The organism is Flagellimonas marina (genome assembly GCF_042651185.1).
In the GTDB taxonomy this organism is placed as follows: Bacteria; Bacteroidota; Bacteroidia; order Flavobacteriales; family Flavobacteriaceae; genus Flagellimonas; species Flagellimonas marina.
Genome location: NZ_JBHSCL010000013.1, coordinates 83,222 through 102,790, shown reverse-complemented (window position 1 = coordinate 102,790; position 19,569 = coordinate 83,222). Strand labels below are relative to the sequence as shown.

Below are 19,569 nucleotides of genomic sequence, written 5' to 3'. Positions count from 1 at the left end.
AATGAAAGGAGAATCCCACTTCAGGTTCAACAAGCAAGAACGAAGTGGGATTTTCTTTTTATTGCTTATTATTTTTGCGCTTCAAGGCATATATTTTTACGTAAAAGCGCAACCTTTTAACGGAAGTCCAAAAGTGGAGCTCAATACAATTGTCCAAGCCCATTTGGACAGTCTAAAGCGTGATTCTGCAAAAGATACGTTGAGGCTCTTTCCCTTCAACCCAAATTATATAACAGATTACAAAGGGTATACATTGGGAATGTCCACTATTGAAATAGACCGGTTATTGGCACATCGAGCAGCCGACAAGTATGTCAACTCAAAAGAAGAGTTTCAGGAAGTAACACAAGTATCAGATTCACTTCTTACTGCAATTGCTCCTTATTTTAAGTTTCCGAAATGGGCAAATCAAAATCGGCAAAATAACAATCCCAACACCTTTAAATCAAACCAAACGGAAAACCGAAAAGCTTCCAAGGACTTGAATGCTGCAACAGTAGAGGAACTTCAGACCGTAAGGGGGATTGGGCAAACGTTGTCCAACCGAATCATAAAATTTAGGGATAGATTGGGTGGATTTTTGGTAAATGAGCAATTATACGATGTCTACGGATTGGAACCAGAGGTCGTAAAAAGAACATTGGAACAATTTAAAGTGGTTGAAGTGCCAAAAGTCGAGAAAATCAATATAAACACTGCCACGGTAGAGCAGTTGGCGAGTTTAATTTATATTGACTATAATCTGGCTCAGGAAATTGTCGCTTACAGAGAAACCAATGGTGCTTACACAACACTGGACGAATTAAAGAACCTCAAGTCGTTTCCAACCGATAGGATTGAGAGAATTAAGTTATATTTGACCTTATAAAAATTGCTTGAATGGTTACGGATACCTTGTACACAATGAACTTTGATTATTCGGAGACCCAAAAGATGGTCGCCGAATCTGCGCGGGAGTTTGCGCAGCAGTACATTTTACCCCATGTTATGGAATGGGATGAATCCCAGACATTTCCTGTTGAGGTTTTCAAAAAAGCGGGGGAATTTGGTTTTATGGGAGTTTTAGTTCCCGAAGAACTGGGAGGTTCTGGCTTGGGCTACCATGAATATATTGCCATTTTGGAAGAGATATCAAAAGTGGACCCTTCCATTGGACTTTCGGTTGCGGCGCACAACTCACTTTGCACCAATCATATTTTATCGTTTGGAAACGAAGAACAAAAACAACGTTGGATTCCAAAATTGGCCACAGCTGAGTGGATTGGGGCTTGGGGCCTTACCGAGCACAACACAGGTTCTGATGCGGGGGGTATGAACACCACTGCCGTAAAAGATGGTGATCATTGGGTTTTGAATGGCGCCAAGAACTTTATAACACATGGAATCAGTGGCGATATAGCTGTGGTGATAGCCAGAACAGGTGAAAAGGGTGATAGCCATGGAATGACCGCTTTTGCCATTGAAAAAGGTACACCAGGGTTTACCAGCGGAAAAAAGGAAGATAAATTGGGTATGCGGGCCAGTGAAACGGCAGAACTGATATTTTCAGATTGTAGGATTCCCGATGTCAACCGTTTGGGTCAAGTAGGAGATGGGTTCATTCAATCCATGAAGATTTTGGATGGGGGGCGGATTTCTATTGGTGCTTTGTCCCTTGGTGTGTCAAAAGGAGCATACGAAGCAGCATTGAAATATTCCAAGGAACGAGTTCAGTTTGGGAAGCCTATCAGTGAGTTTCAAGGGGTATCCTTTAAATTGGCAGACATGGCCACGGAGATTGAAGCATCGGAACTTTTATTGCACAAGGCTGCTTTTCTAAAGAATGAAAAAAGGCCCATGACCAAATTGAGCGCCATGTGCAAAATGTACGCATCGGAAGTGTGCGTTAAGATAGCCAATGATGCGGTTCAGATTCATGGCGGCTATGGCTATACCAAGGATTTTCCAGTAGAGAAATTCTATCGTGATGCTAAGCTTTGCACCATAGGGGAGGGTACTACCGAAATCCAGAAATTGGTGATTTCCAGAAATATTCTAAAGTAATTTGTTTACTAAATACTTTTAAGCGTATATTTGCCGACCAAAATATAAAAGAAAGGAGGTTGTAGCCCATGTTGATAATACCAGTAAAAGAAGGAGAGAACATAGATAGAGCTTTAAAACGTTTCAAACGTAAGTTCGACAAGACCGGTACCATGCGTCAGTTGCGAAGCAGACAGCAGTTTACCAAGCCTTCTGTGCAGCGTAGAGCTGAAATTCAAAAAGCACAGTACATCCAGAGCTTGAGAGATCAAGAGGAAGTGTAACTGACTTTTTACACCATATACTATATCCCGTTTTCGTTTAGGAAACGGGATTTTTTGTTTAAGGACATATCTGATAGTTGTATTTGGCTACCTTTGGAATATGTCCGTAGATGCGTTCATATCCTATCTGCAATTGGAGAAAAACTACTCCAAGCATACCATTCAGGCGTACGAGCGGGATATTCGGGAGTTTTCAAGTTTTTGCGAAGAGCACCATGATGTTTCATCCCTAATTGATATTGGGTATCCCATGGTTCGGAACTGGATAGTGCATTTATCCAGCAATGAAGTTTCCAATAGGAGTATCAACAGAAAAATATCTTCCCTACGGGCTTATTATAAATTTCTTTTGAAGATAGGGGATATTTCAGCTTCACCTTTAACAAAGCACAAATCCTTAAAAACCGATAAAAAGGTTGAGGTTCCCTTTTCTGAACATGAAATGGAAGAAATGCTAAAGGCCATTCCTTTTGATGATGACTTTGAAGGAACTCGGGATAAGCTCATTATCGAATTGCTCTATGCTACGGGAATGCGTAGGGCAGAATTGGTGAACCTAAGGTTGAACAATATTGATTTTTCCCAAAATACCCTGAAGGTATTGGGCAAACGCAACAAAGAACGGATTATACCATTGCTCCCTGCCACGGCCAGCCTAATAAAAACCTATTTAAAGCACCGTTCCAATCTGGAAAAGGTGCAGGACCCAGGCGTTCTTCTGTTGACCCAAAGTGGTCTTAAAATTTACGAAACACTTGTTTATCGTACTATAAATAAGTATTTTAGTTTAGTGTCTCCCAAGGTAAAAAAGAGCCCACATATTTTAAGGCACACCTTTGCAACACACTTACTGAACAGGGGGGCAGATTTAAATTCAGTAAAGGAATTATTGGGTCATTCGAGTTTGGCATCTACCCAAGTATACACACATAACAGCATTGCCGAACTAAAGAAAGTTCACCAGAAGGCCCATCCTAGAAACAAGGAATAGTATTTCTTGTATTGTTTAACTTCGCTGTCGTCAGGCAGCACTAAAAACTACATCTTATGAAAGTAAACACACAATCGGTAAATTTTGTAGCTGATGGTAAGCTTTTGGATTTTGTTCAGAAACGAATGGATAAGCTGGAATTGTTCTATGACAAGGTCATTGATTCTGATGTTTATTTAAAAGTGGAAAACACTAGTGCCAAAGAGAATAAGATTGTGGAAATTATGGTGTCGATTCCAAGAGATAAAATTGTAGTTAAAAAACAGTGTAAGTCATTTGAGGAAGCAGTTGATTCGGCCTGCAGTTCATTAGAAAGACAATTGGTGAAAAAGAAGGAAAAATTGAGGGCCAAGGTTTAATCAAAATTTTTGAAAATTTATTTTGATTAAAAAAATAAATCTATACATTTGCAGTCCGTTAGAAATAGCGGACTTTTTTTATGTGGAAAAGCCGGTAAATTGCCGATGTAGCTCAGCTGGCTAGAGCAGCTGATTTGTAATCAGCAGGTCGTGGGTTCGAGTCCCTCCATCGGCTCGTAAGTTACTGAAAATAAGGCGGGGAGATACTCAAGCGGCCAACGAGGACAGACTGTAAATCTGTTGGTTTTCACCTTCGCAGGTTCGAATCCTGCTCTCCCCACAAGAGTTGTTGGCAAGACAACGTGGAAACGAAGGTTTTTTGAAATGTTGATAACTTTTTGGGCTTGGCCCATAAAAATGCGGGAGTAGCTCAGTTGGTAGAGCGTCAGCCTTCCAAGCTGAATGTCGCCGGTTCGAACCCGGTCTCCCGCTCTAAAGACAAGATTGTCATTCCTGCGAAGGCAGGAATCTCTTCCTTGAAAAAATGTAACTTAAAAGGAAGTCGATTCAACACTTTACGCCGGTGTAGCTCAGGGGTAGAGCGTTTCCTTGGTAAGGAAGAGGTCAGGGGTTCAAATCCCCTCATTGGCTCAAAACGATTTGTACACTAATATAAACTAAGAATTAAATTATTTTAAAATGGCAAAGGAAACTTTTGATCGTTCCAAACCCCACTTAAATATTGGTACCATTGGACACGTGGATCACGGTAAAACTACATTGACTGCTGCTATTACAACTGTTTTGGCAAACGCTGGTCTTTCTGAAATTAGGAGCTTTGATTCCATTGACAATGCGCCAGAGGAGAAAGAAAGAGGTATTACTATCAACACTTCACACGTTGAATATCAAACTGCTAACCGTCACTACGCCCACGTTGACTGTCCTGGTCACGCGGATTACGTAAAGAACATGGTTACTGGTGCTGCCCAGATGGACGGTGCTATTTTGGTTGTTGCTGCTACTGATGGTCCTATGCCACAGACTCGTGAGCACATCCTTTTGGGTCGTCAGGTAGGTATTCCACGTATCGTTGTTTTCTTGAACAAAGTGGATATGGTTGATGATGAAGAGCTTTTGGAGCTTGTTGAAATGGAAGTAAGAGAATTGCTTTCTTTCTATGAGTATGATGGTGACAACGGACCCGTTATCGCTGGCTCTGCACTTGGTGCATTGAACGGAGAGCAGAAATGGGTTGATACCGTTATGGAATTGATGGAAGCTGTTGATAGCTGGATTGAACTTCCTGAAAGAGATGTTGACAAGCCATTCTTGATGCCAATCGAAGATGTATTTACCATTACAGGTCGTGGTACTGTTGCCACAGGTCGTATTGAAACTGGTGTTGCCAACACAGGTGACCCTGTTGAAATCATTGGTATGGGTGCTGAGAAATTGACTTCTACCATCACTGGTGTTGAGATGTTCCGTAAGATTTTGGATAGAGGTGAAGCTGGGGATAACGTTGGTCTTCTTTTGAGAGGTATTGAAAAATCCGATATCAAAAGAGGTATGGTTATCTGTAAGCCAGGTTCTGTTAAGCCGCACGCTAAATTCAAAGCTGAGGTATATATCCTTAAAAAAGAAGAAGGTGGACGTCACACTCCATTCCACAACAACTACCGTCCTCAGTTCTACGTTCGTACAACTGACGTAACAGGAAATATTGTTCTTCCTGATGGAGTAGAAATGGTTATGCCTGGTGATAACTTGACAATTACTGTAGATTTGATTCAGCCAATCGCGTTGAACGTAGGTCTACGTTTTGCCATCCGTGAAGGGGGTAGAACAGTAGGTGCTGGTCAGGTTACTGAGATTCTAGATTAATCATTTACAATAAAATTGTACGCCAAAGGGTGTTCCGATTTACTCGGGATACCTTTCGGCGTAATTAAACGGGTGTAGCTCAGTTGGTAGAGCACTGGTCTCCAAAACCAGGTGTCGGGAGTTCGAGTCTCTCCTCCCGTGCAAGAAAATACAAGTACTATGTTGACTTACGTAAAAGAATCATTTGAGGAATTAAAGAACAACGTTACCTGGTTGGACAGGGATAAGGCCTCTAACCTCATGGTTATTGTAGCAGTTTTCTCCATCATTTTTGCTTTGGCAACATGGGGCGTGGATACGCTTTTTAGTAAGTTGATAGGCTTGTATTTTGATAAATTAATAGGTTAAGAGAGGTATGTCTGAGGTTCTGGAGAAAAAATGGTATGTGGTGAGGGCCGTTAGCGGTCAAGAGAACAAGATCAAAGGCTACATTGAAAGTGAAGTGGAGCGTGCTGGTTTTGGTGACTATCTTGACGAGGTTCTTGTGCCTACCGAAAAAGTTGTACAGATCAGAAACGGAAAGAAAATCAACAAAGAACGAGTTTACTTTCCTGGATATATCATGATAAAGGCCAACCTTGGTGGTGAAATGGTACACATTATCCGTTCCATTACCAATGTAATAGGCTTTTTAGGAGAAGTTAAAGGAGGGGATCCCGTTCCGTTACGCAAATCGGAGGTAAACCGTATGCTGGGGAAAGTGGACGAGTTGGCTGTAAATACAGACAATGTGGCTATTCCATTTGTGTTGGGAGAAACGGTCAAGGTTATTGATGGGCCTTTCAATGGATTCAATGGAACTGTTGAAAAAATCAATGAAGAAAAGCGTAAGCTGGAGGTAATGGTAAAGATTTTCGGAAGAAAAACACCATTGGAACTAAGCTATATGCAAGTAGAAAAAGTATAATAATCAGATGTCAGATGTCAGATGTCAGATGTCAGATGTCAGATGTCTGAGTTCTGAAATCTGTAAGAATAATAGAGCTGTTACATATATAAAGCTGTGTTGCTTCCAATTGACACACTTTAAATTTAATTAGAAACAATGGCAAAAGAAGTAGATAAGGTAGTTAAATTACAAGTTAGGGGAGGTGCTGCGAATCCATCGCCACCGGTTGGACCCGCCTTAGGTGCTGCTGGTGTTAACATCATGGAGTTCTGTAAGCAGTTTAATGCTCGTACACAGGACAAACCAGGCAAAGTATTGCCCGTTGTTATCACCGTTTACAAAGACAAATCGTTCGAGTTTGTTGTAAAAACACCACCTGCGGCAGTTCAATTGTTGGAAGCGGCTAAGATTAAAAAAGGATCGGGAGAACCTAACAGGGTAAAAAATGGTTCAGTAACATGGGATCAGGTAAAACAAATCGCCGAAGATAAGATGGTGGATTTAAATGCTTTTACCGTAGAATCTGCAATGAGTATGGTTGCAGGGACTGCACGATCTATGGGTCTGAAAATAGCAGGACAAAGACCTTTTTAAAATCTGAAAGCAATTAAGAAATGGCAAGATTGACTAAAAAGCAAAAAGAAGCCCAAGCTAAAATAGAGAAGAACAAACTCTATTCATTGGAAGAAGCTTCTGCTTTAGTAAAAGAAATAACCAATGTAAAATTTGACGCTTCTGTTGATATTGCAGTTCGTTTGGGTGTAGATCCACGAAAGGCAAATCAAATGGTGCGTGGCGTGGTTACCCTTCCACATGGAACAGGTAAAGACGTAAAAGTTTTGGCATTGGTGACCCCAGATAAAGAGGCAGAGGCTACAGAAGCCGGTGCTGATTATGTTGGGTTGGATGAATATTTGGATAAGATCAAAGGCGGTTGGACAGATGTTGATGTCATCATCACCATGCCAAGCGTCATGGGTAAATTAGGTCCGTTAGGTCGCGTTTTGGGACCACGAGGACTAATGCCAAATCCAAAGACCGGAACCGTAACCATGGACGTTGCTAAGGCAGTATCCGATGTTAAGGCCGGTAAAATTGACTTTAAAGTAGACAAGACTGGAATTGTGCATGCCGCAATCGGTAAAGCTTCATTCTCTGCTGACAAGATCGCAGGAAATGCCAAGGAATTGATTGATACCTTGAATAAATTGAAGCCAGCTGCAGCAAAAGGAGTTTACATGAAAAGTATTTACATGTCTACTACCATGAGTCCCAGTGTTCAATTAGATCCTAAAGCAGTTTAATAACTGGTAGTTCAATATTTTAACTATGACAAGAGAAGAAAAAGCAACAGTAATAGAAGATTTGACTGCACAGTTAGCTGAAAACGCCAATATTTATTTGGCTGATATTTCAGGATTGGATGCCGTTGCCACTTCTAACTTAAGAAGGGCATGTTTTAAGGCCAATATTAAACTTGCGGTTGTTAAGAACACCTTGCTTGCAAAGGCAATGGAAGCTTCTGATAAGGAATTCGGTGAACTTCCCGGCGTGTTGAAAGGAAATACATCCATGATGTTCTCCGAAACGGGAAATGGGCCTGCGAAACTTATCAAGGACTTTAGAAAAAAATCGGACAAACCTTTGTTGAAAGGAGCCTTTATTGAAGAGGCTATCTATATCGGTGATGAAAACTTGGAGGCACTTGTAAACATCAAGTCCAAAGAAGAAGTAATCGGAGATATTATCGGATTGCTACAATCACCAGCCAAAAATGTTATTTCTGGACTTAAATCTGGTGGTGGTAAACTGGCCGGAATCCTTAAGACATTATCCGAGAAAGAATAATTCGCGCACAATAAACTAAGTATATTTTTAAACATTTTTATTAAACGATAGAAAAATGGCAGATTTAAAAGATTTTGCAGAACAGTTGGTTAACCTAACAGTAAAAGAGGTAAATGAGTTGGCCGACATTTTAAAAGAAGAATACGGTATTGAGCCTGCTGCTGCTGCAGTAGCCGTTGCTGGTGGTGCCGCCGCTGGTGGTGGAGAAGGTGAAGCTGCTGAGGAGAAATCAGAATTTGATGTAATCCTTAAAGCTGCCGGTGGTTCTAAATTGGCAGTCGTAAAATTGGTTAAGGAATTGACCGGTCTTGGACTTAAAGACGCTAAAGATATCGTTGATAGTGCACCTAAAGCTGTTAAAGAAGGTGTTGCTAAAGACGAAGCAGAAGGCATCAAAAAATCATTGGAAGAAGCAGGAGCAGAAGTTGAGCTTAAATAATTCGCTTTTACCATAGAAAGTTTGGTTAAGGTCTTTCCATTTTTTGGTTAGACCTTAGCCTATTTTTATAAGGAGTGTATAAAGCCATACACCAACCCACATAATATTCACGATCAAAATTTGTCCATTGATGTTCACAAACACTACTGAAAGAGTAAATTTCGCATCTGCTAAGAACATACCGGATTATCCGGATTTCTTGGACATTCAGATAAAATCGTTCCAAGACTTTTTTCAGCTTGAAACAAAATCTGATGAAAGAGGAAACGAAGGTCTCTACAACACCTTCATGGAGAATTTTCCAATTACTGATACCAGAAACCAATTTGTACTTGAGTTTTTGGATTACTTCATAGATCCACCCAGATATTCCATCCAAGAATGTATTGAGCGTGGACTTACCTATAGCGTTCCCTTAAAGGCACGTTTAAAATTATACTGTACCGATCCAGAGCACGAAGACTTTGAAACCATCGTGCAGGATGTATACTTAGGAACAATTCCATACATGACTCCGAGCGGAACCTTCGTGATCAACGGTGCCGAAAGAGTTGTGGTTTCCCAGTTGCACAGATCTCCAGGGGTTTTCTTTGGACAATCGTTTCACGCGAACGGTACAAAATTGTATTCGGCCAGGGTAATTCCTTTTAAAGGATCTTGGATTGAATTTGCTACTGATATCAATGGCGTTATGTACGCTTACATTGATAGAAAGAAAAAGTTGCCGGTAACCACCCTTTTCCGTGCCATTGGCTTTGAAAGGGATAAGGATATCTTGGAAATCTTCGATCTATCCGAAGAAGTAAAAGTTTCCAAAGCCGGACTTAAAAAAGTATTGGGCCGTAAATTGGCCGCCAGGGTGTTGAACACATGGCATGAGGATTTCGTGGACGAGGATACCGGTGAAGTGGTTTCCATCGAACGAAACGAAATCATCCTCGATCGTGATACCGTTTTGGAAAAAGAGCATATCGACGAGATCATTGATGCCGACGTGAAGACCATTCTACTTCACAAGGAGAACAATGCACAGTCAGACTATGCCATCATCCACAACACATTACAAAAAGACCCTACCAACTCTGAAAAAGAAGCGGTAGAACATATCTACAGACAATTGCGTAATGCCGAGCCGCCAGATGAGGAGACCGCTCGTGGTATTATCGATAAATTGTTCTTCTCCGATCAACGTTATTCTTTGGGTGAAGTTGGTCGTTACAGAATGAACAAGAAATTGGGCTTGGACATTGGTATGGACAAAGAAGTCCTTACCAAAGAAGATATCATCACCATCATCAAGTATTTGATTGAGTTGATTAACTCCAAAGCAGAGATTGATGATATCGATCACTTGTCCAACCGTCGTGTACGTACCGTTGGTGAGCAATTGTCTTCCCAATTTGGTGTAGGTTTGGCGCGTATGGCACGTACCATCCGTGAGCGTATGAACGTTCGTGACAACGAGGTATTTACCCCGATTGACTTGATCAATGCGAAGACGCTGTCTTCTGTGATCAACTCGTTCTTCGGAACCAACCAGTTGTCCCAATTCATGGACCAGACCAACCCGTTGGCCGAGATTACACATAAAAGAAGATTATCCGCACTAGGACCAGGAGGTCTTTCTAGGGAAAGGGCTGGATTTGAGGTGCGTGACGTTCACTATACCCACTACGGAAGATTGTGTCCTATTGAGACACCTGAAGGACCGAACATTGGTTTGATCTCTTCACTTTCCGTATTTGCCAAGGTGAACAATATGGGCTTCTTGGAAACACCTTATCGCAAGGTAGCCGATGGAAAAGTGGATACGAAAAACCACATTTACCTTAGTGCTGAGGAAGAAGAGGGAATGAAAATTGCTCAGGCGAACATTCCTTTGAAAGACGATGGAACCATTGACAGGGAAAAAGTAATTGCTCGTGAAGAAGGTGATTTCCCTGTAGTAGATCCTGCTGAAATCCAGTATACCGATGTTGCCCCTAACCAGATTGCATCCATCTCTGCTTCTTTGATTCCATTCTTGGAGCATGATGATGCGAACCGCGCGTTGATGGGCTCCAACATGATGCGTCAGGCTGTACCATTGTTGCGTCCTGATTCACCAATCGTTGGTACTGGTTTGGAAAGACAAGTAGCTACCGATTCTCGAGTGTTGATTAATGCTGAAGGTGATGGAACCGTTGAATATGTAGATGCTCAAAAAATCACCATCAAGTACGATCGTAGCGAAGAAGAACGCTTGGTAAGCTTCGAAGAAGATTCCAAGACCTATGATTTGGTGAAGTTTAGAAAAACCAACCAGGGTACCAGCATCAACTTGAAGCCTATCGTAAGAAAAGGTGACAAGGTAAAAAGAGGTCAGGTACTTTGTGAAGGTTATGCCACTGAAAAAGGTGAATTGGCCTTAGGTAGAAACATGAAGGTAGCCTTCATGCCTTGGAAAGGATACAACTTTGAGGATGCGATCGTAATCTCTGAAAAAGTGGTACGTGAGGATATCTTTACCTCCATCCACATTGATGAGTACGCGTTGGAAGTTAGGGATACCAAGCTGGGTGCTGAAGAGTTGACCAACGATATTCCAAACGTTTCCGAAGAAGCTACCAAGGATTTGGACGAGTACGGTATGATTCGTATCGGTGCCGAAGTGAAGCCTGGTGATATTTTGATCGGTAAGATCACACCTAAAGGTGAATCTGACCCAACTCCAGAGGAAAAACTGTTGCGTGCCATCTTTGGTGACAAAGCCGGTGACGTAAAAGATGCTTCCTTGAAAGCCTCTCCATCATTGAGTGGTGTGGTTATCGATAAGAAACTGTTCTCGCGTTCCATTAAGGACAAAAGAAAACGTTCCGAAGATAAAGAGGCTATCTCAAGATTGGAGATGGACTACGAAGTGAAGTTCCAACAATTGAAAGATGTATTGATCGAGAAATTGTTTGGATTGATCAACGGTAAAACATCACAAGGTGTTATCAACGATTTGGGTGAAGAAGTACTTCCAAAAGGAAAGAAATACACCATTAAAATGTTGAACGCTGTTGATGATTTCGCTCACTTGGTAGGCGGAAGCTGGACAACGGATGACGATACCAATGCATTGGTGGCCGATTTGTTGCACAACTACAAAATCAAGTTGAACGACATTCAAGGTAACCTAAGAAGGGACAAGTTTACCATCTCTGTTGGAGATGAACTTCCTGCAGGTATCATGAAGTTGGCTAAAGTCTATATCGCCAAAAAACGTAAGTTGAAAGTAGGTGATAAAATGGCGGGTCGTCACGGTAACAAGGGTATCGTTGCCCGAATCGTTCGTCAAGAGGATATGCCATTCTTGGAAGATGGAACTCCTGTGGATATCGTATTGAACCCACTGGGTGTACCTTCACGAATGAACATTGGTCAGATCTACGAAACCGTTTTGGGTTGGGCCGGACAGAAATTGGGTCAGAAATATGCGACTCCAATTTTCGATGGTGCTACTTTGGACGAAATCAATGAGCTTACAGATAAAGCTGGTGTACCAAGATTTGGACATACCCACCTTTATGACGGTGGAACAGGTCAGCGTTTTGACCAAGCTGCTACCGTTGGGGTGATCTATATGTTGAAATTGGGTCACATGGTAGACGATAAGATGCACGCACGTTCCATTGGACCATACTCATTGATCACACAACAACCATTGGGTGGTAAAGCCCAGTTTGGTGGTCAGCGTTTTGGTGAGATGGAGGTATGGGCATTGGAAGCCTACGGTGCTTCATCCACCCTACGTGAAATCTTGACTGTGAAGTCGGATGACGTTATCGGAAGAGCCAAGACCTATGAATCCATTGTAAAAGGCGAGACCATGCCAGAACCTGGATTACCAGAATCTTTCAACGTATTGATGCACGAACTAAAAGGTTTGGGCTTGGATATCAGATTGGAAGAGTAGAACACTATTTACATTAATTATATCATCACCATATTGTTATGGCTAGAATAAAAGATAATAACGCACCAAAAAGGTTCAATAAAATTTCCATAGGATTGGCCTCTCCAGAGTCAATCTTGGCCGAGTCCCGTGGCGAGGTATTGAAGCCTGAAACTATTAACTATAGAACGCACAAACCAGAGCGTGATGGATTGTTCTGCGAGCGTATCTTCGGTCCTGTAAAGGATTACGAATGTGCTTGCGGAAAGTATAAGCGTATCCGTTATCGCGGTATTGTTTGTGACCGTTGTGGTGTTGAAGTAACGGAGAAAAAAGTACGTAGAGACCGTGTGGGACACATTAATTTGGTGGTTCCTGTAGCGCACATCTGGTACTTCCGTTCGTTGCCAAACAAAATAGGATACCTTTTGGGACTGCCTTCCAAAAAGTTGGATATGATCATTTACTACGAAAGGTATGTGGTCATCCAGCCGGGTAATGCCAAAGGTCCAGAAGGAGAAGAAATTCAAAAGCTGGATTTCTTGACCGAAGAGGAATATTTGAACATTTTGGAGTCGCTTCCTTCCGAAAACCAATATTTGGAGGATACCGACCCCAATAAGTTCATCGCCAAAATGGGTGCCGAATGTTTGATCGACCTATTGTCCCGAATCGATTTGGAGCAATTGTCATACGAACTTCGTCACAAAGCCAACACAGAGACTTCAAAGCAACGTAAGACCGAAGCGTTGAAGCGTCTTCAGGTTGTGGAAGCTTTGCGTGAGTCGCAAGACAATCGTGAGAACAACCCTGAGTGGATGATCATGAAGGTGATTCCGGTTATTCCACCAGAATTGCGTCCTTTGGTGCCATTGGATGGTGGTCGTTTCGCCACTTCGGATTTGAACGACTTGTATCGTAGAGTAATCATCCGTAATAACCGTTTGAAGCGTTTGATGGAAATCAAGGCACCAGAGGTGATCTTGAGGAACGAAAAACGTATGCTTCAGGAAGCGGTGGATTCCCTTTTCGATAACACCAGAAAAGCCTCTGCGGTTAAGACAGAATCGAACAGACCATTGAAATCCCTCTCTGATTCCTTGAAAGGGAAACAAGGTCGTTTCCGTCAAAACTTGTTGGGAAAACGTGTGGATTACTCCGCTCGTTCCGTAATCGTTGTTGGACCGGAAATGAAATTGTACGAATGTGGTCTTCCAAAAGATATGGCAGCCGAGTTGTACAAGCCTTTCATCATCCGTAAGTTGATTGAAAGAGGTATTGTAAAGACGGTAAAATCTGCCAAAAAGATTATCGACAAAAAGGAGCCTGTAGTTTGGGATATCCTTGAAAACGTCCTTAAAGGACACCCTGTATTGTTGAACCGGGCCCCCACATTGCACCGATTGGGTATTCAAGCGTTCCAGCCTAAACTGATCGAAGGTAAGGCGATTCGTTTGCACCCATTGGCATGTACCGCATTTAACGCGGATTTTGATGGGGACCAGATGGCAGTTCACTTGCCATTGGGGCCAGAGGCTATTTTGGAAGCACAGTTGTTGATGTTGGCTTCACAGAACATCCTTAACCCAGCCAACGGTTCTCCGATTACCGTGCCTTCCCAGGATATGGTTTTGGGATTGTATTATATGACCAAAGAGAAGAAGTCTACCAAAGAAGAACCCGTATTGGGTGAAGGATTGACCTTCTATTCTTCTGAGGAAGTGGAGATTGCCTTTAATGAGAAGAAAGTGGCGTTGAACGCTGGCATTAAGGTAAGAACCAAGGACTTCAATGAAGCTGGTGAATTGGTCAATCAAATTATTGAGACCACAGTTGGTCGTGTATTGTTCAACACCGTTGTGCCAGAACAAGCAGGATTCATCAACCAGGTATTGAACAAGAAAGCACTTCGAAACATTATCGGGGATATTCTTGCCGTTACTGATGTTCCTACCACGGCTGATTTCTTGGATAAGATAAAGTCCATGGGTTATGATTTCGCCTTCAAAGGAGGGTTGTCCTTCAGTTTGGGAGATATCATCATTCCAGCGGAAAAACAAGATATGATCAATGATGCCAATGAGCAGGTTGATGGTATCATGATGAACTATAACATGGGTCTTATCACCAATAACGAGCGATATAACCAGGTTATTGATGTTTGGACTTCCACTAACGCCATGTTGACCGAATTGGCGATGAAGCGAATTCGTGAGGACAAACAAGGATTCAACTCTGTATATATGATGTTGGATTCTGGTGCAAGGGGTTCCAAAGAGCAGATTCGTCAGTTGACCGGTATGCGTGGTTTGATGGCCAAGCCGAAAAAATCAACAGCTGGTGGTGGAGAAATTATTGAAAACCCGATTCTTTCCAACTTTAAGGAAGGTCTATCGATTTTGGAATACTTTATCTCTACCCACGGTGCGCGTAAAGGTCTTGCGGATACCGCTTTGAAAACTGCGGATGCTGGATACTTGACCCGTCGTTTGGTAGATGTTTCCCAAGATGTGATTATCAATATCGAGGATTGTGGAACACTTCGAGGCATTGAAGTAGAGCCATTGAAGAAGAATGAGGAAATCGTTGAGTCGCTAGGGGAAAGAATCCTAGGTAGGGTTTCCTTGCATGATGTATACAATCCGTTGACAGAGGAATTGGTGCTTAAAGCAGGTCAGGAAATCTCTGAGGCTGATGTAAAACGCGTTGAAGCTGCTCCAATTGAAAAGATTGAAGTACGTTCTGCCTTGACTTGTGAGGCACCTCAAGGAATCTGTGCAAAATGCTACGGTAGAAACTTGGCGACCAATAAAATGGTGCAACGAGGGGAAGCTGTTGGTGTTGTTGCGGCACAATCCATTGGTGAGCCCGGTACCCAGTTGACGTTGCGTACCTTCCACGTGGGTGGTATTGCAGGTAACATTTCCGAGGACAACAAATTGGAGTCCAAGTTTGATGGTATCGCTGAAATTGAGGATTTACGTGTTGTTGAAGGAGAGAACAGTGAAGGTGCAAAAACCAATATAGTAATCTCTAGAACATCTGAAATCAAGATAGTGGATGCCAAAACAGGCATTACCTTGAGTACCAATAACATTCCTTACGGTTCGCAATTGTTTGTGAAGGATGGCGAAAAAATTACCAAAGGAACCTTGGTTTGCCAATGGGATCCTTACAACGGTGTTATCGTTTCTGAGTTCCCAGGCCAGATTGCCTATGAGAATATTGAACAAGGGGTTACCTATCAGGTTGAAATCGATGAACAAACCGGTTTCCAAGAAAAGGTAATTTCTGAATCAAGGAACAAAAAACTGATACCAACCTTATTGATTAAGGATGGCAAAGGAGAGACCTTGCGTTCGTACAACTTGCCTGTTGGTTCCCACATAATGGTGGATGATGGTGAGAAAATCAAAGAAGGTAAAATCTTGGTGAAGATTCCACGTAAGTCTGCAAAAGCAGGGGATATTACAGGTGGTCTTCCAAGGGTGACCGAGTTGTTCGAGGCTCGTAACCCATCCAACCCAGCGGTTGTTTCTGAGATTGATGGTGTGGTTTCCTTTGGTAAGATCAAGCGTGGTAACCGAGAAATCATCATCGAATCCAAAACGGGTGAGGTGAAGAAATACTTGGTGAAACTATCTAACCAGATTTTGGTTCAGGAGAATGACTACGTTCGTGCCGGTATGCCATTGTCTGATGGCTCCATTACGCCAGAGGATATTTTGGCCATTAAAGGACCATCTGCAGTTCAGCAATACTTGGTGAACGAGGTTCAGGAGGTATATCGCTTACAAGGTGTGAAGATCAATGATAAACACTTTGAGGTTGTGGTACGCCAAATGATGCGTAAGGTAAAGATCGAAGATTCCGGAGATACTACCTTCTTGGAAAACCAGTTGGTGCACAAAGACGATTTTATCAATGAGAATGATGAGATCTATGGTAAAAAAGTTGTCGAGGATGCCGGGGATTCTGAAAGATTGAAGCCAGGCCAAATCATAACGGCCCGAGAATTGAGGGATGAAAACTCTATTCTTAGAAGAGAGGACAAGACCTTGGTTACTGCTAGGGATGCGGTTGCAGCTACGGCTACACCAATCCTACAGGGTATTACAAGAGCGTCGTTGCAGACCAAATCGTTTATCTCGGCTGCATCGTTCCAAGAGACTACCAAAGTACTGAACGAAGCTGCGGTAAGCGGTAAAGTGGATACTTTGGAAGGATTGAAGGAAAACGTAATTGTTGGACATAAGATTCCTGCCGGTACAGGTATGAGGGATTATGATAGCATCATTGTTGGCTCCAAAGAGGAGTACGATGAGATCATGGCCCGGAAAGAGGAATTCAAATTCTAATATGAACAAAACCCTGGCCTCACCGTCAGGGTTTTCTTTTTTTAAGATTAAATATGGCTGAAAAAGACCAAAAGCAAAAGCAAATCAATATAGAATTGGATGAGAAGACCGCAGAGGGCATCTATTCCAATTTGGCGATTATTAATCACTCCGCATCTGAGTTTGTGGTTGATTTTATTAGTATGATGCCAGGAGCTCCCAAAGCAAAGGTGAAGAGTAGAATTGTTTTGACACCGCAGCATGCCAAAAAGTTTTTGAAAGCGTTGAGTGACAATGTAGCTCGTTTTGAACAGGCGCATGGGCCCATTCAAGATTATGAACAACCTCCCATTCCTTTAAATTTTGGACCTACGGGAGAAGCATAAAAAAAGGCCCTGATTTTTAATCAGGGCCTTTTTTTAGTGTTTATTTCAACCAACCTTTCTGAATACCCTGCTTTGAAAAGAAAATCAGGTAAAGGCCTATAATCACCACAATAATGGGCATGGTGTAGGTGGATGGTCCAAAAGCTTCCACAGCATTTGAAATAAAAAGCCAATGGATAAACTGTGCCACTGCCGCTATCAAAGAAATGACAAAAAGTGGTCTTGCCCATTTTTTGCGAAGTAGAAGTCCAATGGAACCCGCCAACCCGGCAAAAACTGCAATGGCAAAAGCAGCTGTGGCCCATGCTGGGATACCTTCAAAAGCCTCACGTTGTGCTTGGTCTAAGCTTTCTAAAATCGCTATCTGATTAAAGGCTTGGTTCAAATAGTTGAATACGCCCATTAAGTTCCATAGAAGCGCAATAACGCTCATAATCCAGAACCAAACGGGAGGTTTGACTGTAGTTGTCATAATCGTTCGTTTTTATTGGTTATGAACTACAAAATACAAAAAAAGCTATCACGAATCAGGTAAATGTCTATATCTCAATAAACTATACATTTTGACCCACTTGATTTTTACCAAATGAAACCTTATTTCTTTGGCACTTTTGGTAGAAACCCTACTCGAACTCCGATGTGAAATGAAGTTTCACCGAAGGATATTTTTGTTGGGTCATTTGTAGGGAAAATGGGGAATCGGCCAAAAAGACCAACTGGCCTCTTTTATCTTTGGCTAAAAACTTCTGCTTAACCCGTACAAACTCTTTGAATTCTTCATTATTCTTGTCGTCTGGGTCTACCCAACACGCTTTATGCACCGGGAAATTTTCATAGGTACATTTTGCGCCGTATTCATGCTCCAGTCGGTACTGTATGACTTCATATTGTAATGCTCCCACAGTTCCGATGATTTTTCTACCATTCAATTCCAACGTAAAAAGCTGAGCCACCCCTTCATCCATCAATTGGTCAATTCCTTTGTACAATTGCTTGGCTTTCATGGGGTCTGCATTGTTGATATACCGAAAATGTTCAGGAGAAAAACTGGGTATGCCTTTATAATGGAGTACTTCACCACTGGTTAGGGTATCACCAATCTTAAAATTTCCAGTATCATGAAGCCCAACAATATCACCGGGATAGGAAATATCCACAATCTCTTTCTTTTCAGCAAAAAAGGCATTTGGACTTGAAAATTTTAATTTTTTGTCCTGCCGAACATGCAAATAGGGGGTGTTTCGTTCAAACGTACCTGATACCACTTTTATAAAGGCCAACCGATCACGGTGCTTGGGGTCCATGTTGGCGTGAATCTTGAATACAAACCCTGAAAAATCCTTCTCATTGGCCTTGACCAAACGCTCTTCGGACATTTTAGATCTTGGGGGAGGGGCAATTTCTACAAAACAGTCCAAAAGCTCCCGTACCCCAAAATTGTTCAATGCTGAACCAAAGAATACCGGTTGTAGTTCACCTTTCAGATAGGCTTCCTTATCGAAATCAGGATAAACACCGTGAACCAGTTCTAGATTGTCCCGAAGGTTTTCGGCGGCATTGGTCCCGATGATTTTTTCAAGTTCTGGACTATCTATATTGTCAAAGGCGATGGTTTCTTCAATGTTCTTTTTGCTGTTTCCACTAAATAGGTTGATATTTTTTTCATAGATATTGTAGATTCCTTTAAAATCATAGCCCATACCTATCGGAAAACTCAATGGGGTCACGGTTAACCCTAATTTTTGCTCAACCTCGTCCAAAAGGTCAAATGCATCCTTTCCCTCGCGGTCCAATTTGTTGATGAACACTATCATGGGAATGTTTCGCATTCGGCAGACTTCCACTAATTTTTCCGTCTGCTCCTCCACACCTTTGGCCACGTCAATAACCACAATGACACTGTCTACGGCGGTAAGTGTTCTAAAAGTGTCTTCAGCAAAATCTTTGTGCCCGGGAGTATCTAGAATATTGATTTTCTTGTCCTTATAGATAAAGGCCAGAACGGAAGTAGCAACCGAGATGCCCCGTTGGCGCTCAATCTCCATAAAGTCACTTGTGGCCGATTTTTTTATTTTGTTACTCTTTACGGCGCCCGCTTCCTGAATGGCCCCTCCAAACAATAAAAGCTTCTCGGTCAAGGTGGTTTTACCGGCATCTGGGTGTGAGATAATGCCGAAAGTCCTTCTTCTCGCTATTTCCCTTTCAAAATCCATCAACAAAAATTTCGGCAAAAATAGGGTAATTCTAACTTTTGACATCGATTTGTTA

At 42.1% G+C, this 19,569-nt stretch carries 17 protein-coding genes and 5 tRNA genes; 20 read left to right on the top strand and 2 right to left on the bottom strand.

Annotated features, from left to right (window positions below; genetic code table 11):
- Nucleotide 1: 1 nt before the first annotated feature.
- From ACFOWS_RS18555 to ACFOWS_RS18460, 20 genes are all read left to right on the top strand, one after another.
- Entirely contained in the window at nt 2-868 is an 867-nt protein-coding gene (locus ACFOWS_RS18555; RefSeq protein ID WP_379767936.1) for a ComEA family DNA-binding protein, read from the top strand.
- A gap of 35 nt (nt 869-903) precedes the next feature.
- Nucleotides 904-2,043: an acyl-CoA dehydrogenase family protein gene (locus ACFOWS_RS18550; protein ID WP_379768125.1), complete on the top strand. Its 1,140-nt coding sequence runs from the start codon at nt 904-906 to the stop codon at nt 2,041-2,043.
- A 68-nt stretch (nt 2,044-2,111) separates the two neighbouring features.
- Nucleotides 2,112-2,306 carry a 30S ribosomal protein S21 gene (rpsU, locus tag ACFOWS_RS18545; protein WP_366584383.1) on the top strand — a complete coding sequence of 65 codons (195 nt, stop codon included), beginning with the start codon at nt 2,112-2,114 and terminating at the stop codon, nt 2,304-2,306.
- A 100-nt stretch (nt 2,307-2,406) separates the two neighbouring features.
- Entirely contained in the window at nt 2,407-3,297 is an 891-nt protein-coding gene (locus ACFOWS_RS18540) for a tyrosine-type recombinase/integrase (RefSeq protein WP_379767933.1), read from the top strand.
- Between the two features lie 56 nt (nt 3,298-3,353).
- Nucleotides 3,354-3,656: a ribosome hibernation-promoting factor, HPF/YfiA family gene (gene hpf, locus ACFOWS_RS18535; protein ID WP_366584379.1), complete on the top strand. Its 303-nt coding sequence runs from the start codon at nt 3,354-3,356 to the stop codon at nt 3,654-3,656.
- A 101-nt stretch (nt 3,657-3,757) separates the two neighbouring features.
- Nucleotides 3,758-3,831: transfer RNA gene (locus tag ACFOWS_RS18530), tRNA-Thr, on the top strand.
- 22 nt (nt 3,832-3,853) lie between these two features.
- Nucleotides 3,854-3,936, top strand: a tRNA-Tyr gene (locus tag ACFOWS_RS18525).
- 79 nt (nt 3,937-4,015) lie between these two features.
- Nucleotides 4,016-4,088 (top strand) — tRNA-Gly (locus ACFOWS_RS18520).
- Between the two features lie 87 nt (nt 4,089-4,175).
- Nucleotides 4,176-4,247, top strand: a tRNA-Thr gene (locus ACFOWS_RS18515).
- 48 nt (nt 4,248-4,295) lie between these two features.
- The gene (gene tuf, locus ACFOWS_RS18510; protein ID WP_366584377.1) at nt 4,296-5,483 is read left to right on the top strand and encodes an elongation factor Tu; all 1,188 of its coding nucleotides are present in this window, start codon (nt 4,296-4,298) and stop codon (nt 5,481-5,483) included.
- Nucleotides 5,484-5,551: 68 nt separating this feature from the next.
- Nucleotides 5,552-5,624 (top strand) — tRNA-Trp (locus ACFOWS_RS18505).
- Between the two features lie 18 nt (nt 5,625-5,642).
- Nucleotides 5,643-5,831, top strand: a complete 189-nt coding sequence (secE, locus tag ACFOWS_RS18500) for a preprotein translocase subunit SecE (protein ID WP_366584375.1) — start codon at nt 5,643-5,645, stop codon at nt 5,829-5,831.
- Nucleotides 5,832-5,838: 7 nt separating this feature from the next.
- Nucleotides 5,839-6,390 carry a transcription termination/antitermination protein NusG gene (nusG, locus tag ACFOWS_RS18495; protein ID WP_366584373.1) on the top strand — a complete coding sequence of 184 codons (552 nt, stop codon included), beginning with the start codon at nt 5,839-5,841 and terminating at the stop codon, nt 6,388-6,390.
- A gap of 138 nt (nt 6,391-6,528) precedes the next feature.
- Entirely contained in the window at nt 6,529-6,966 is a 438-nt protein-coding gene (rplK, locus tag ACFOWS_RS18490) for a 50S ribosomal protein L11 (protein WP_366584371.1), read from the top strand.
- 20 nt (nt 6,967-6,986) lie between these two features.
- Nucleotides 6,987-7,676, top strand: a complete 690-nt coding sequence (gene rplA / locus ACFOWS_RS18485; RefSeq protein WP_379767926.1) for a 50S ribosomal protein L1 — start codon at nt 6,987-6,989, stop codon at nt 7,674-7,676.
- Nucleotides 7,677-7,701: 25 nt separating this feature from the next.
- Nucleotides 7,702-8,220, top strand: coding sequence for a 50S ribosomal protein L10 (gene rplJ, locus ACFOWS_RS18480; RefSeq protein ID WP_366584367.1), 519 nt, complete (start codon nt 7,702-7,704; stop codon nt 8,218-8,220).
- A gap of 55 nt (nt 8,221-8,275) precedes the next feature.
- The gene (gene rplL, locus ACFOWS_RS18475; RefSeq protein WP_116185641.1) at nt 8,276-8,659 is read left to right on the top strand and encodes a 50S ribosomal protein L7/L12; all 384 of its coding nucleotides are present in this window, start codon (nt 8,276-8,278) and stop codon (nt 8,657-8,659) included.
- 130 nt (nt 8,660-8,789) lie between these two features.
- Complete coding sequence (rpoB, locus tag ACFOWS_RS18470; RefSeq protein ID WP_366584365.1) at nt 8,790-12,599, top strand: DNA-directed RNA polymerase subunit beta; 3,810 nt, start codon at nt 8,790-8,792, stop codon at nt 12,597-12,599.
- Between the two features lie 38 nt (nt 12,600-12,637).
- On the top strand, nt 12,638-16,936 hold the full coding sequence (rpoC, locus tag ACFOWS_RS18465) for a DNA-directed RNA polymerase subunit beta' (protein ID WP_379767921.1): 4,299 nt from the start codon (nt 12,638-12,640) through the stop codon (nt 16,934-16,936).
- A 53-nt stretch (nt 16,937-16,989) separates the two neighbouring features.
- Nucleotides 16,990-17,301 carry a DUF3467 domain-containing protein gene (locus ACFOWS_RS18460; RefSeq protein ID WP_379767918.1) on the top strand — a complete coding sequence of 104 codons (312 nt, stop codon included), beginning with the start codon at nt 16,990-16,992 and terminating at the stop codon, nt 17,299-17,301.
- Nucleotides 17,302-17,341: 40 nt separating this feature from the next.
- Here ACFOWS_RS18460 and ACFOWS_RS18455 read toward each other — a convergent pair whose 3' ends face one another.
- Both ACFOWS_RS18455 and ACFOWS_RS18450 read right to left on the bottom strand, forming a co-directional pair.
- Nucleotides 17,342-17,773 carry a hypothetical protein gene (locus tag ACFOWS_RS18455; protein WP_379767915.1) on the bottom strand — a complete coding sequence of 144 codons (432 nt, stop codon included), beginning with the start codon at nt 17,771-17,773 and terminating at the stop codon, nt 17,342-17,344.
- Between the two features lie 151 nt (nt 17,774-17,924).
- On the bottom strand, nt 17,925-19,514 hold the full coding sequence (locus ACFOWS_RS18450; RefSeq protein WP_366585223.1) for a peptide chain release factor 3: 1,590 nt from the start codon (nt 19,512-19,514) through the stop codon (nt 17,925-17,927).
- Nucleotides 19,515-19,569 lie beyond the last annotated feature (55 nt).

Bases quoted from the DNA above. Each gene is read 5' to 3' on its own strand.
- ACFOWS_RS18555 (WP_379767936.1), top strand. From the start codon at position 2: ATGAAAGGAGAATCCCACTTCAGGTTCAACAAGCAAGAACGAAGTGGG.
- ACFOWS_RS18550 (WP_379768125.1), top strand. From the start codon at position 904: ATGAACTTTGATTATTCGGAGACCCAAAAGATGGTCGCCGAATCTGCG.
- rpsU (WP_366584383.1), top strand. From the start codon at position 2,112: ATGTTGATAATACCAGTAAAAGAAGGAGAGAACATAGATAGAGCTTTA.
- ACFOWS_RS18540 (WP_379767933.1), top strand. From the start codon at position 2,407: ATGTCCGTAGATGCGTTCATATCCTATCTGCAATTGGAGAAAAACTAC.
- hpf (WP_366584379.1), top strand. From the start codon at position 3,354: ATGAAAGTAAACACACAATCGGTAAATTTTGTAGCTGATGGTAAGCTT.
- tuf (WP_366584377.1), top strand. From the start codon at position 4,296: ATGGCAAAGGAAACTTTTGATCGTTCCAAACCCCACTTAAATATTGGT.
- secE (WP_366584375.1), top strand. From the start codon at position 5,643: ATGTTGACTTACGTAAAAGAATCATTTGAGGAATTAAAGAACAACGTT.
- nusG (WP_366584373.1), top strand. From the start codon at position 5,839: ATGTCTGAGGTTCTGGAGAAAAAATGGTATGTGGTGAGGGCCGTTAGC.
- rplK (WP_366584371.1), top strand. From the start codon at position 6,529: ATGGCAAAAGAAGTAGATAAGGTAGTTAAATTACAAGTTAGGGGAGGT.
- rplA (WP_379767926.1), top strand. From the start codon at position 6,987: ATGGCAAGATTGACTAAAAAGCAAAAAGAAGCCCAAGCTAAAATAGAG.
- rplJ (WP_366584367.1), top strand. From the start codon at position 7,702: ATGACAAGAGAAGAAAAAGCAACAGTAATAGAAGATTTGACTGCACAG.
- rplL (WP_116185641.1), top strand. From the start codon at position 8,276: ATGGCAGATTTAAAAGATTTTGCAGAACAGTTGGTTAACCTAACAGTA.
- rpoB (WP_366584365.1), top strand. From the start codon at position 8,790: ATGTTCACAAACACTACTGAAAGAGTAAATTTCGCATCTGCTAAGAAC.
- rpoC (WP_379767921.1), top strand. From the start codon at position 12,638: ATGGCTAGAATAAAAGATAATAACGCACCAAAAAGGTTCAATAAAATT.
- ACFOWS_RS18460 (WP_379767918.1), top strand. From the start codon at position 16,990: ATGGCTGAAAAAGACCAAAAGCAAAAGCAAATCAATATAGAATTGGAT.
- ACFOWS_RS18455 (WP_379767915.1), bottom strand. From the start codon at position 17,773: ATGACAACTACAGTCAAACCTCCCGTTTGGTTCTGGATTATGAGCGTT.
- ACFOWS_RS18450 (WP_366585223.1), bottom strand. From the start codon at position 19,514: ATGGATTTTGAAAGGGAAATAGCGAGAAGAAGGACTTTCGGCATTATC.